General features: G+C 59.5%; 10 protein-coding genes. 5 read left to right on the forward strand and 5 right to left on the reverse strand.

The window, feature by feature from the left end; genetic code table 11:
- Nucleotides 1-99 precede the first annotated feature (99 nt).
- On the forward strand, nt 100-3,816 hold the full coding sequence (locus HMPREF3169_RS09110) for a multifunctional oxoglutarate decarboxylase/oxoglutarate dehydrogenase thiamine pyrophosphate-binding subunit/dihydrolipoyllysine-residue succinyltransferase subunit (RefSeq protein ID WP_210386816.1): 3,717 nt from the start codon (nt 100-102) through the stop codon (nt 3,814-3,816).
- A gap of 118 nt (nt 3,817-3,934) precedes the next feature.
- Here HMPREF3169_RS09110 and HMPREF3169_RS09115 read toward each other — a convergent pair whose 3' ends face one another.
- Nucleotides 3,935-4,720 carry a type 2 periplasmic-binding domain-containing protein gene (locus HMPREF3169_RS09115; protein WP_070456215.1) on the reverse strand — a complete coding sequence of 262 codons (786 nt, stop codon included), beginning with the start codon at nt 4,718-4,720 and terminating at the stop codon, nt 3,935-3,937.
- Between the two features lie 133 nt (nt 4,721-4,853).
- Between HMPREF3169_RS09115 and HMPREF3169_RS09120 the strand changes: the two genes are divergently transcribed.
- Nucleotides 4,854-5,990 (forward strand): Mrp/NBP35 family ATP-binding protein, encoded by a 1,137-nt coding sequence (locus HMPREF3169_RS09120; RefSeq protein WP_070433470.1) that lies wholly within the window; start codon nt 4,854-4,856, stop codon nt 5,988-5,990.
- Nucleotides 5,991-6,022: 32 nt separating this feature from the next.
- On the opposite strand, the gene HMPREF3169_RS09125 is transcribed toward HMPREF3169_RS09120, so the two are convergent.
- From HMPREF3169_RS09125 to sigE, 3 genes are all read right to left on the reverse strand, one after another.
- Entirely contained in the window at nt 6,023-6,640 is a 618-nt protein-coding gene (locus HMPREF3169_RS09125) for a twin-arginine translocase TatA/TatE family subunit (protein WP_061921800.1), read from the reverse strand.
- A gap of 104 nt (nt 6,641-6,744) precedes the next feature.
- Nucleotides 6,745-7,203, reverse strand: a complete 459-nt coding sequence (locus HMPREF3169_RS09130; protein WP_062039033.1) for an anti-sigma factor family protein — start codon at nt 7,201-7,203, stop codon at nt 6,745-6,747.
- Nucleotides 7,204-7,330: 127 nt separating this feature from the next.
- Entirely contained in the window at nt 7,331-7,996 is a 666-nt protein-coding gene (gene sigE, locus HMPREF3169_RS09135) for an RNA polymerase sigma factor SigE (RefSeq protein WP_070433460.1), read from the reverse strand.
- A 152-nt stretch (nt 7,997-8,148) separates the two neighbouring features.
- On the opposite strand from sigE, the gene HMPREF3169_RS09140 reads away from it, so the two are divergent.
- Nucleotides 8,149-8,793, forward strand: a complete 645-nt coding sequence (locus tag HMPREF3169_RS09140; protein WP_070433459.1) for an O-methyltransferase — start codon at nt 8,149-8,151, stop codon at nt 8,791-8,793.
- Nucleotides 8,794-8,877: 84 nt separating this feature from the next.
- Here HMPREF3169_RS09140 and glgC read toward each other — a convergent pair whose 3' ends face one another.
- Nucleotides 8,878-10,095 (reverse strand): glucose-1-phosphate adenylyltransferase, encoded by a 1,218-nt coding sequence (glgC, locus tag HMPREF3169_RS09145; RefSeq protein ID WP_070433458.1) that lies wholly within the window; start codon nt 10,093-10,095, stop codon nt 8,878-8,880.
- Nucleotides 10,096-10,204: 109 nt separating this feature from the next.
- Here glgC and glgA point away from each other — a divergent pair, with 109 nt between their 5' ends.
- Both glgA and HMPREF3169_RS09155 read left to right on the forward strand, forming a co-directional pair.
- Nucleotides 10,205-11,359 carry a glycogen synthase gene (gene glgA / locus HMPREF3169_RS09150; RefSeq protein ID WP_070433457.1) on the forward strand — a complete coding sequence of 385 codons (1,155 nt, stop codon included), beginning with the start codon at nt 10,205-10,207 and terminating at the stop codon, nt 11,357-11,359.
- 26 nt (nt 11,360-11,385) lie between these two features.
- Nucleotides 11,386-12,828: a GH32 C-terminal domain-containing protein gene (locus HMPREF3169_RS09155; RefSeq protein ID WP_070456217.1), complete on the forward strand. Its 1,443-nt coding sequence runs from the start codon at nt 11,386-11,388 to the stop codon at nt 12,826-12,828.
- The last annotated feature ends 105 nt before the right edge of the window (nt 12,829-12,933 follow it).

Raw genomic sequence — 12,933 nt, forward strand, 5'->3', positions numbered from 1 at the left:
GAAGACACTTTTCGGGGTGCTGTGTGCACCCGCGCAAAGGCCCTACTAAAGTCCCATTAACGAACCGTAATTAACAAGGAAATGAGGCGAATTCCTGCCGTGAGCAACTCGAGCATTTTCGGCCCCAATGCGTGGCTGATTGACGAACAGTTCCAGCAGTACTCAAAGGATCCCAACTCCGTAGATAAGGAGTGGCGCGATTACTTTGAGGCCAACGGAGCACCGAAGAACGCGGCTTCTGCCCCAGCAGCCGCTGCACAATCCTCCGCGAAGAAGTCCACTCCGGCGAAGCCAGCTGCAGATTCTGCTACCCCGAACGGTGCGCCAGCAGCAAAGCCAGCGAAGGTAGCAGAGAAGCCAGGCAAGGATTCTGACTCCAAGAAGAACTACCCAGATTCCCCGCTCGATCGCATCGGCGAGGCTCCGGAGGCTGGCGAGCGTCAGCTCAAGGGCATGTTCAAGGCAATCGCTAAGAACATGGACGAGTCCCTCGAGATTCCAACCGCAACCACCGTGCGCGACGTTCCAGTCAAGCTGATGTGGGAAAACCGCGCGATGATCAACGATCACCTCAAGCGCACCCGCGGTGGCAAGATTTCCTTTACCCACATCTTGGGCTACGCCTTGGTCAAGGCGACCCAGATCCACCCAGACATGAACGTCCGTTACGAGGTCAAGGACGGCAAGCCGACTGTCGTACAGCCAGAGCACGTCAACCTGGGCCTCGCTATCGACCTCCCGCAGAAAGATGGCTCCCGCGCACTCGTTGTGGCAGCGGTCAAGGAAGCCGAGAAGATGTCCTTCTCCGAGTTCGTTGACGCATACCAGGACATCGTCAACCGCTCCCGCCAAAACAAGCTCACGATGGATGACTTCTCCGGCGTCACCATCAACCTCACCAACCCGGGCGGCATCGGCACCCGCCACTCCATCGCCCGCCTGACCAAGGGCTCCGGCGCCATCATCGGCGTCGGCTCCATGGATTACCCGGCTGAGTTCGCCGGCACCTCCGAGGACCGTCTGGCTGACATGGGTGTAGGCCGTCTGGTCACTCTGACCTCCACCTACGATCACCGCGTCATCCAGGGCGCGGAGTCCGGCGAGTTCCTGCGCACCTTGGGCCAGCTGATCACCGATGATCGCTTCTGGGACGAGCTGTTTGAGTCCATGGGCGTTCCTTACCAGCCATTCCGCTGGGCACAGGATGTCCCGAACACCGGCGTGGACAAGAACACCCGCGTCATGCAGTACATCGAGGCTTACCGCTCCCGCGGCCACCTCCTCGCCAACGTCAACCCACTTGGCTGGCGTCAGCCGGGCCTGCCTTGGCCGGATCACCGCGACCTTGACCTTAAGACCCACGGCCTGTCGATCTGGGATCTGGACCGCACCTTCAACGTCGGCGGCTTCGGTGGCCAGGAGACCATGAAGCTGCGCGACGTCGTCAAGCGTCTGCGTGATGCTTACACGCTGAAGGTCGGCTCCGAGTACGCCCACATCTTGGACCGCGATGAGCGCAGCTGGCTGCAGGATCGCCTCGAGGCTGGCATGCCAAAGCCATCCAACGCTGAGCAGAAGTACATCCTGCAGAAGGTCAACGCTGCTGAGGCATTCGAAAACTTCCTGCACACCAAGTACGTCGGCCAGAAGCGCTTCTCCCTCGAGGGAGCTGAGTCCCTCATCCCGCTGATGGATGCCATCGTGGACACTGCTGCGGGCCAGGGCCTCGACGAGGTCGTCATCGGCATGCCGCACCGTGGCCGCCTGAATGTCTTGTTCAACATTGTTGGCAAGCCACTGGCTGACCTCTTCGGCGAGTTCGACGGCAACTACAAGGGTGGCCAGCTCGGTGGCTCCGGTGACGTTAAGTACCACTTGGGTTCCCAGGGTCACCACATCCAGATGTTCGGTGACGGCGAAATCGACGTCAGCCTGGCTGCTAACCCGTCTCACCTCGAGGCCGTTGACCCAGTCTTGGAGGGCATCGCCCGCGCTAAGCAGGACCTACTGGACAAGGGCCAGGACGGCTTCTCCGTTGTCCCAGTCATGCTGCACGGTGACTCCTCCTTCAACGGCCTGGGCATTGTTCAGGAGACCATCAACCTGTCCCAGCTGCGTGGTTACACCACCGGCGGTACCGTCCACATCGTGGTCAACAACCAGGTGGGCTTCACCACTACCCCGGATTCCGCACGTTCTACCCACTACGCCACCGACCTGGCAAAGGGCTTCGATTGCCCGGTATTCCACGTCAACGGTGACGACCCAGAGGCAGTTGTCTGGGTTGGCCAGCTGGCTACTGAGTACCGCCGCAAGTTCGGCAAGGACGTCTTCATCGATCTCATCTGCTACCGCCTGCGCGGCCACAACGAGGCAGATGATCCTTCGATGACCCAGCCGGAGCTGTACTCCATCATCGATGACCACAAGTCTGTCCGTGAGATCTACACCGAGGAGCTCATCGGCCGTGGCGACCTGTCCGAAGCAGACGCTGAGGCTGCAGCTCGTGACTTCCACGACCAGATGGAATCCGTCTTCACCGAGGTCAAGGAATCGGAGGCCGGTGCCCCTGGCGAGCAGCACGGTATCACCTCTGCGCAGGAGCTGACCCACGGTCTGGATACCTCCATCACCGCCGAGGAGATCGAGGAAATTGGCCAGGCCTACGCCAACGGCCCAGAGGGCTTCGAGTACCACAAGCGTGTTGCCCGCGTTGCCAAGGAACGCCTGAAGACCTCCACCGAGGGCGGCATCGACTGGGGCTGGGGCGAGCTTATCGCCTTCGGCTCCCTGGCTAACCAGGGCAAGCTGGTCCGCCTGGCCGGTGAGGATTCCCGCCGCGGTACCTTCACCCAGCGCCACGCTATCCCGGTCGATCCGCGCGATGGCTCCGAGTACAACCCGCTGAACTACCTGGCTCAGACCAAGGGCAACGGCGGCCGCTTCCTGATTTACAACTCCGCCCTGACCGAGTACGCAGGCATGGGCTTCGAGTACGGCTACTCCGTGGGTAACCAGGACGCACTCGTTGCATGGGAGGCACAGTTCGGTGACTTCGCAAACGGTGCACAGACCATCATCGACGAGTACCTGTCCTCCGGTGAGGCAAAGTGGGGCCAGCTCTCCAGCCTGGTTCTGCTGCTGCCGCACGGCTACGAGGGCCAAGGCCCAGACCACTCCTCTGCCCGCATCGAGCGTTACCTGCAGCTGTGCGCTGAGGGCTCCATGACGGTGGCTCAGCCTTCTACCCCGGCTAACCACTTCCACCTGCTGCGTCGCCAGGCGCTGGGCTCCATGAAGCGTCCGCTGGTCGTCTTTACTCCGAAGTCCATGCTGCGTAACAAGGCATCCGCTTCTGCTATCTCCGAGTTCACCGAAATCAAGCACTTCCAGTCCGTCATCAATGACCCGAACTTCGTTGACCACGAGGGCAAGGTTGTAGGCGACGCCGAGAAGGTCAAGACCATCATGCTGGTCTCCGGCAAGCTCTACTGGGAGCTGGCTAAGAAGAAGGAAGCAGACGGCCGCGATGACGTCGCAATCGTCCGCCTCGAGATGCTGCATCCGATTCCGTTCAACCGTCTCGCAGAGGCATTCAAGGCCTTCCCCAATGCCACCCAGGTTCGCTTCGTCCAAGACGAACCAGCAAACCAGGGCCCATGGCCTTTCTACAACGAGCACCTGCGTGAGCTCATTCCGGATATGCCGGAAATGGTCCGCGTATCTCGCCGTGCGCAGTCCTCGACTGCAACCGGTATCGCCAAGGTCCACCAGATCGAGCAGAAGAAGCTGCTTGAAGAGGCCTTCGATGTCTAAGGCTTAAAAGCCAGATATAACGGCTAAAGCGCCCTTGCCGCCTCGAATAGAGGTAGCAAGGGCGCTTTAGTATATTTTCGAAAAAGCAAGCTCTACGAGGAGCTGCTCAGCAGCCAAGCTAGGACTTCGGCTTGCTCGAATTGTCCTTTTTCTCATCGCCGGAGGTCAGATCGGATCCTCCGGAAGAGTTGGAATCACCGCCGGTATCCATGACTGTGCCCGCATTGGATTGCGAGTTCCAATCACTTACGGTTTGCTCCAGAGAACCGGACTCGTCGGTCTTTTCCAGCAGCTCACGGATTTCCCCATCGGTCAAAAACTTGGTCAGGGAAGACACTGCGAGGCGTTCCTCACGGTCAAAAAGACCCTTGTAATAAACCACGACGTAGTTCTGCGGCAGATCCGGCTCCGCTTCCTTGCACCCCTGCGCGCTGGAAGGCTCTACCACCGCGAGGTCCGGCGGTAGCGCATTCATCAGCGCCACGTGGGTAGTAGCCAAGAAATCCTCGCCCGAGGGGTCCTTTTGGTCTTCCTCGTAGCGCTTCGAAATCTCGCGTGCGGCAACAGGGTTGAAGGCATCGAGCAATTCACCGGTGCAACCGATGTAGAAGTTCGTTGCGCCGTCGCCGCTCTCGATAAGCGGGAGGTTCTGCTCGTTAGCAGAGGTGGCCTCCAGTTCCTCATTACTGGCCACATTTGCGGCTCTGCCCTGGGACTCCAAAGTCTGCTTATACAACTCAGCGAGCAACAGCTGCCGCTTGGACTTTGGGTTGACGGATATGGTTACCGCTTGGTGCAAGCCAGGCTTTTCATCCGCCGAAGGATCAAATTTGGTGCAGGAGCTCAATGCAGCCAATGCCAGTCCGGCAGTCGCTAGCGTCGCTACAAGGCGGCGGGATCGCATCGGCACAGTTCTCCTTAAAGTTATGGTTCTTCCTAAATATTCCTAAAATTCTACACGGCACTGCTGGGCTTTCCGACGCCGCCTTATCCCAGCGTTTTCCTGTATTTAATAAGGGGCTAAGATGGGTTGGGTTATGACTAGCGCTATTACTGAATCCGCCGTTCGGGAGGCCCTTAGCCGGGTTGAAGACCCAGAAATCGGCCGCCCTATCACCGAGCTCGACATGGTGAAATCCGTCGCCATCGACGGCAATGACGTCAGCGTCGAAATCTATCTGACCATTGCCGGCTGCCCGATGAAAAACACCATCGAAGCCAACACTCGAGCCGTCCTCGAGGACATCGAGGGCGTTGGCAATGTCAGCGTGACCATGGATGCCATGAGCGATGAACAGCGTCGCGCTTTAAAGCAGAAGTTGCGCGGCGGCCAGGCTGAGCCGGAGATTCCTTTCGCCAAGCCAGAATCCACCACGCGCGTGTTCGCGGTGGCCTCTGGTAAAGGCGGCGTCGGCAAGAGCTCCACCACCGTCAACCTCGCAGCCGCGCTTTCGGCCAAGGGCTTAAAAGTTGGCATTGTCGACGCCGATATCTACGGCCACTCCGTACCGGGCCTGCTGGGTTCGACCGCCGGCCCCACCGTCATTGATGATGAAATGCTGCTGCCACCAATTTCCCACGGCATCAAGCACATCTCCATTGGCCAATTCGTCGAGGGCAACGCCCCTGTGGTCTGGCGCGGCCCGATGCTGCACCGCGCGCTGCAGCAATTCCTGGCTGACGTCTTCTGGGGCGATCTGGACGTTCTACTGCTCGATCTCCCACCCGGCACTGGCGACGTCGCGCTTTCCGTGGCTCAGCTCATCCCGAACGCCGAGCTGCTCATCGTCACTACCCCGCAGGCAGCAGCCGCGGAGGTGGCAGAGCGTGCAGGCTCCATCTCGCAGCAGACTCGCCAGCGCGTAGCCGGCGTTATTGAGAACATGGGCGCCATGGTGCTGCCTGACGGTTCCACGATGGATATCTTTGGTACCGGCGGCGGCAAGGTTGTAGCAGAGCGCCTTAGCACCATCTTGGGCTACGAGGTGCCTGTCTTGGCTGAGGTGCCGCTCGATCCGGCTCTGCGCACCGGCGGCGATGCCGGCGAACCAATCATCACCGCCGCCCCGGATTCTCCTTCTGCAACGGCAATCAAGCAGCTAGCGGATAAGCTCGCCATCCGCAACGACTCTCTGGTGGGCAAGACCTTAGGTCTGGGCGTTACCCGCCACTAAAAAATTAGGCAGACGCCTAAAGCAGTTACTGCTTAGGTAACATCAGCCCAAGAAAAGCCGGTTCCTTCTGCGTTGTCATTTGCCGCAGTTGGTGCCGACTTTGGCGCCGACTTTGGCGTAGGTGCCTGCGGCTGTTGAGCCGAGCTCTGCTGCGGTTGTGCCGGTGCCGCGTAAATCTGGGAGTAGTCGAAGGTCGGGCGCTGCTGGCCCTGCTGACCTGAATTCGCCTGTTGACTGCGCTGACTGTGTTGGGCACGTGGCCCGGAAGCACCGCGCTGCGCTGCGGAGTGCGCTTGCTCATCGCCCGCGCTTAGATGCGGTTTGCCCATTCCCTCTGTCAGCTTGCGCGGGTCGAAATCATCCCAAGCGGAATCGTCTCCGTCAAAAAGAGCCTTGGTGATAGCACCGCGTGGGCCCAAGCGCGTCCATTCGGCGGCCTGGCTGATGGGGCCACGCAAAGTTTCAAATTCCTCGCTCAGGCCGCCCATTTCACCTTGTAGTTCGGCCTTGGCATTGTTGATTGCCTTACGCGCAGCATAGATTGCCGCACGGACATCCATGATTACGCCGGGGAGCCTCTCTGGACCGATGATCACGATGCCAAGAAGCACGATGACGGCAATCTCTGTCCAACCGATTGAAGAAAACACTATGCTATCTTAGCCCTCCGTTAGCGCCTGTGCGCTATGTGAAACGGACACCAACCTCATTCGCCTTGACTCCGCTGCTAATAGCGCCACTTAGCGCCACTGCATTAACGCCTCTGATTGTGCTTGATGGCGCGAATGACCATCTCGACCTTGTCAAGGATATCGCGCTCGCCGACGCCACTGGTACCGCCGTGTGCGCTGAAATTGTTTCGCCCTTTTTCAGGTGTGGCGGCGTCCTCGTCAGCTGCTTCAGCTGCGATTCCGGCCAGCTTGGCCATCAAATCTTTCGGTGCACGCACTTGGTGGTCAACGTTGCAGTTGCGCACCCACTGGGAAGCACGGCGCTGCTCACGGACGTCGGCGCGACATTCAGCGCAGTGCACCAGGTGAACATGCACACGATGAGTGGCTTTGGGATCCATCTCGCCATCGACGAAGGCTGCCACAGCTTCGGGGCCTAAGTGCCCAATGGAATCAGCCCGCCGAGCCCTTGCTTTGGCCTTATCACGGGCCTTGGCAAGAGTCTTGTCAAAGGTGGTGGTGGCGCCTTCTACTCCACGCATATGAAACGAGGCGCGGTGCTGATGTGCAGAATCCTCCACGGGAGTTTTGCCACCTACCTTTCTATCGAACGTTGGGTTCGTTAATTAGTCTCCACAATAGACCTCATTGCACTTTAGCGTGGGCGGCCTAGCGGCTACGGAGCAAAACTCGGGCTTCGTCGTTGGTCTGCGCGGCGGTTTCGAGAGCCGCGCGCAGCTGTGCACGGCCGCGGTGGATGCGCGAACGAACGGTACCCATCTTCACGCCCAGGGTCTCTGCGATTTCGTCGTAGCTCATTCCCACGACGTCACACAGAACAACTGCTACACGGAAGTCAGGGGCCAGCTCGTCGAGCGCCTTTTGCAAGATCGGGTCCAAGTTGGCCACGGTATAAGCTTGCTCCGGGGTCATATCGGTGCCGGGCACGCGCTCATAATCTTCCGGCAGGGCCTCCATCCGTATCTTGGCACGATGGCGGACCATATCTAAGAAGAGGTTGGTGGTAATCCGGTGCAACCAGCCGCGGAAAGTACCGGGCTGATACTTATCAAGCGAGCGGAACACACGCATGAAGGTCTCTTGGGTCAAGTCCTCTGCATCATGCTGGTTACCGGACAAGCGGTATGCCAGGCGGTAAACGGAGTCTGCATGCTCGTCCACGAGCTCCGACCACGAAGGCATCGCAGCCTGGCCGGCGTCGAACGCGGCTGTGCCGCTGAGTTCTTCGGAAGCAGCGACGTGAGGCTCCGTTGGGCTAGTGGCCACACCAGTTTCCTGGCGCAAAGACGAATCGACGCGATGCTTCCTTTTCATGCTTTCATCTTCCTATACCGAGCTTCAAAACGCCAGACAGTACTCTGCGAAGTGACTGTGAGCGTCACCGAAAAACAAAAACTTCTACCTCATCAGTAACAATCCTGGCGTCTTGACACCGCATACACAGAAAATTACCTATGGTTTAGGTTGTGACTAATACGGCATACGACGCACTGCGTTCTTACATCGAATCCACCAGCGAAGTTTCTACGGCACTCGCCGGGGCCCGTTCCCATGCCGAGGAATTTGGCTTGTCCGTACCGGACGAAGCAACCGGGCAGCTTCTTTCCTCCCTTTCCGCAGCCAGCTCTGGCGCTGATCGCCCCCAGGCCATCGCCATTACTCCGGCTGCTGCTGTAGCCGGAATCTACCTCCTGCAGGGCCTGCCTAACAATGGAATCGTCACCTGCATCGATCCGGAGGCAGAGCATCAGGCCATGGCGAAGTCCACCTTCCGTGAGGCTGGCTTTGCCACCACCCGCGCGCGCTTTTTGCCCTCCCATCCTCTGGAGGTCATGGGACGTCTCGCCACCGATTCTTATCAATTGATCTTCGCAGACGTTCCCGCGCTGGATATGCCGGCTCTTATCAACGCCGCTTTCCCACTGCTGCGTAAGAACGGCACGCTGGTTCTCGCGAACTCTTTGTTGGATGGCACCCTCGCCGACACCACCCGCAGCGACCGCGACACTGCCGCTGCCCGAGAAGCAGACGAGCTCGCCCGCTCACTCGAAGACGCCGTAGTAACCCGTCTACCACTGGGTTCCGGCCTAACGCTTATCACCAAGCGCTAAGAAAGTAGAAACCTCACACGAGATACAGGCGGCTGCCCCTTCATCTCGTGTGAGGCTTCTGTGTTTTCTCCCCGCCGCGGTGCGCTAGACGGTTTCGTTCTTGCCCACGACGACAACGCCGCCGGCAGAGACCTTAAAGCGGGACTCGTCGCGCTCGCGGTCGCAGCCGATGATGGCACCTTCGGAAACCACCACGTTCTTATCCAAAATGGCATGGCGGACAACCGCGCCCTTGCCCACGCGCACGCCTGGCAGCAGCACCGAGCCTTCTACTGAAGCTCCGTCGGCCACATGCACGTCCGAGGACAGCACAGAGTTGCGCACGGTGCCGCCGGAGATGATGCAGCCGGGGGCCACCATGGAAGACTGCGCGATGCCGTTTTGGACGAACTTCGCTGGCGGAAGGTTGGACTCATCCGTGGAGTGGATGGGCCAATGATTGTTATAAAGATTAAAAATCGGGTGCACCGAAATTAAGTCCATGTGCGCTTCGTAGAAAGAATCGATGGTGCCCACATCGCGCCAATAACCATGGTCGCGCTCAGTGGAACCTGGCACGTCATTCGCCATGAAGTCATAAACATGCGCCTGCCCGCGCTCCACGAAGTACGGAATGATGTCGCCGCCCATGTCGTGGTCGGAGTTTTCGTTCTCCTCGTCCTTGAGCAGGGCCTCAATCAGAGCATCGGCCGTAAAGACGTAGTTACCCATGGACGCATAGGTCATGTTCGGATCATCCGGAGTCGAAGGCGGATTATCCGGCTTTTCCAAAAACTCCGTGATGGTTCCCATGCCGTCTGCCTGAATGCAGCCAAATGCGGTGGCCTCGCTACGCGGCACGCGAATGCCCGCCACGGAGCAGTCGAGCCCAGTAGCGATGTGTTCCTGAACCATCTGCTGCGGGTCCATGCGATAGACGTGGTCGGCGCCGAAGACGATGACATAGTCCGGCTTTTCGTCATAAATCAAGTTAAGCGACTGGACAATAGCGTCGGCGGAACCGTTGTACCAACGCTTACCGCGACGCTGCTGGGCGGGCACGGAGGCGATGTACTGGGAAGTCGGGCCAGACAAATTCCAAGCCTGCGAGATGTGGCGGTCGAGGGAATGGGACTTGTATTGGGTGAGCACCGCAATCTTGAGGTAGCCCGCGTTGACGAGGTTAGACAGGACGAAGTCGATGAGACGGTAGGAGCCGCCGAAGGGGACGGCGGGCTTTGCGCGATCTTCCGTAAGGGGGAATAGGCGCTTGCCTTCACCGCCGGCGAGGACAATGGCGAGGACATTAGGCTGGGTTTTCACATGTTCCAACCTATTCAGTTTTAGGCCGCTTCGCAGAGGAAATAGGTCAGAAACTACCCCCACGGGAATTTTCTGCACGGTATGGATTTTCTCCGTATTCTGGGAGGACATGAGAGCCGGAATTTTTTCCAAGGAATACCCACCTGAGATTTACGGTGGCGCTGGCGTGCACGTCGCCGAGCTAACCCGCTTCATGCGGGAGTTAATCGATGTTTCCGTTCACTGCATGGGTGGCCCACGCGAGGAAAAGGACGTCTTCAACCACGGCGTTGATCCAGAACTTTCCGCAGCCAACCCCGCCATCCAAACTCTTTCCACGGGTCTGCGCATGGCTAATGCAGCTTCCGATATTGATATCGCGCATTCCCACACCTGGTACTCCGGCCTCGGCGGCCATCTCGCCGCCCGCCTCTACGACATCCCGCATGTGGTCACCGCCCACTCTTTGGAGCCGCACCGCCCATGGAAGCGTGAGCAGCTCGGTGGCGGCTACGAGATTTCCTCGTGGTCCGAGAAAAACGCCATGGAATACGCCGACGGCGTCATCGCGGTTTCCGCCGGCATGAAAGCCTCCATTCTGGATGCTTATCCCCGCATCGATGAGTCCAAGGTGCATGTTGTGCTCAATGGCATCGATACCGAGCTGTGGCAGCCGCGCGAGGCAGACTACCTGGACAAACTCGGCGTCGACAAGCAGCGCCCCATCGTTGCCTTCGTCGGCCGCATCACCCGCCAAAAGGGCGTGAAGCACCTGCTGAAGGCCGCGGCCCAGTTTGATTCAGACGTCCAGCTGGTGCTGTGCGCAGGCGCTCCCGATACTCCAGAAATCGCCGCGGAAACCGCAGCTTTGGTCGAAGACCTGCAGGCCAACCGCGACGGCGTGTTCTGGGTGCAGGAAATGCTCTCTCGCAGCCTCATCCAAGAGGTGTACTCTGGCGCCGACGTCTTCGTGTGTCCTTCTATCTACGAGCCTTTGGGAATCGTTAACTTGGAGGCCATGGCGTGCGGGACTGCAGTAGTTGCATCTGACGTCGGAGGAATCCCCGAGGTTGTCGTCGACGGTGAGACCGGAATCCTCGTCCACTACGACGAAAATGCGGTCGCTGACTTCGAGGCCAACCTCGCTGCTGCCGTCAACCAGGTCGTCGCCGACAAGGAGCACGCAACCGCATTCGGCCAAGCCGGCCGCACGCGAGCTGTGGAGAAGTTCTCGTGGGCCACCATCGCCTCCCAGACCGTAGATATTTACCGCGCACTGATTTAAATCGAGAATCTTTAGAAAGGCACTTTGTGACAACCCATCGCCCCGAACTGCACTTCACCCCTGAGTCTGGAGTCCTCGAGGCTCCGGCCGGCGTGCTGCTAGACGGCAATACGTGGCACCTGTTTTTCCAGTACCGCCACGAACTTTCCGCCCCGGCGCGCTGGGGACACAACTATTCTGAAGAATTTCCATTCGATTGGTTGGAGTGCGACGACGCACTTGCCCCTGTCGGCGGTGAGCTTTCCTTGCGCGCCGGTTCTGTAGCCGCGGGCGAAGATGCTATCAACCTCTACTTCACCTCCGTGACTTCCACCGGCACCTCGGTGCGTTTAGCACGCTACACCGATTTCATCGATGTCTGCGAAATTTCGGATGACTCCAACGCACTAGACCCGAATGTCGTGCGCTATGGCGAGGTAGCCGCCAACGTCACCAATTACTCCCGCTTCCGCTCGCCTTCCGTGGTTCCAGACTGGGTCGCGGCCGACCGCGATGAAGGCCACGAGGGCTGGCTCATGCTCGCACTAACCGGCCACTCCGACGCGCCGCTGCCCGTTATCCTGCGCTCGGCCGACGGCTTGACCTGGGATGTGGAAGGCCCGCTCGAGTTCAATGGCGATCCTGGTTTCAACGAGGGCGAGGTCCCGGCAAACTCGCCGATTCCACCGGTTGTCTCTCCACGCCTGGTCCGCTTGCGTGACGAGGTAGATGAGCGCATTTACGACGTCCTCCTGGTTACCCTTGAGCGCGATAACCGCGATGTCTCCGGTTACCTCGTCGGCCGCTTGGAGGGCACCACCTTCACCGTCGCCTCCGGTTTCCAGCGCATCGACTTCGGCCACGATTTCTCCCGCCCGCGCAACACCAACGCCACCGAGGGCACCGTCCCGCAGGAGACCCGCTACGACGAAGCGGTTGTCCTGGGTCTTCTCAACGGCAATGGCCGCGGCGACGATCCTGCAGCGCATCCTTCCTTCGAGGAGGAAGGATGGGCCAATACCCTCGCACTGCCGCGTCGCATCACCCTCCAGGGAGGCAAGCTCTTCCAGACTCCGCCGCGCGGCCTGCCGGATGCCATCCGCCAGTCAGAGCGCGCCCGCTCCTGGGTCGGCGTAATGGATGTCCCGGAAGGCTCCTCCGTCACCGTCACCTTGCTCGACGGCAACGGCAAGCCCGCGGCAGTCATCACCCATGCTGGCAGCACACTGACCTTAGATCGTTCCATGGGCACTGCTTTCGATTCCTATTTCAAGGACTCGGCTCCTGCCGTAGCGCATTTGGCTGAGGGTGATTCCGATTCCCTCACCGTCGTGGTCGACGGTGCCACCGTAGAGGTCTACGCCGACGGCGGCCAGGTAGCCATGGGCTCCCGCGTCTACTTCGACGGCGGTTGCTCTGATCTCCAGGTCGAGACCGCCGGTGAGGCCGTCATCGAGCAATCCTGGCAGCGCAAAGGCTCGCAGCTCTAAGCGCGACGTGTTTTAACACTCAAAGCGACAATAGGGAAAGGCAGAGCATCTGTGCTCTGCCTTTCCCTATTGTTTGTGCAACCGGCCAGACCTTTGGCCTTGCCC

This window comes from Corynebacterium sp. HMSC08C04 (genome assembly GCF_001807495.1).
Lineage (GTDB): Bacteria > Actinomycetota > Actinomycetes > Mycobacteriales > Mycobacteriaceae > Corynebacterium > Corynebacterium simulans.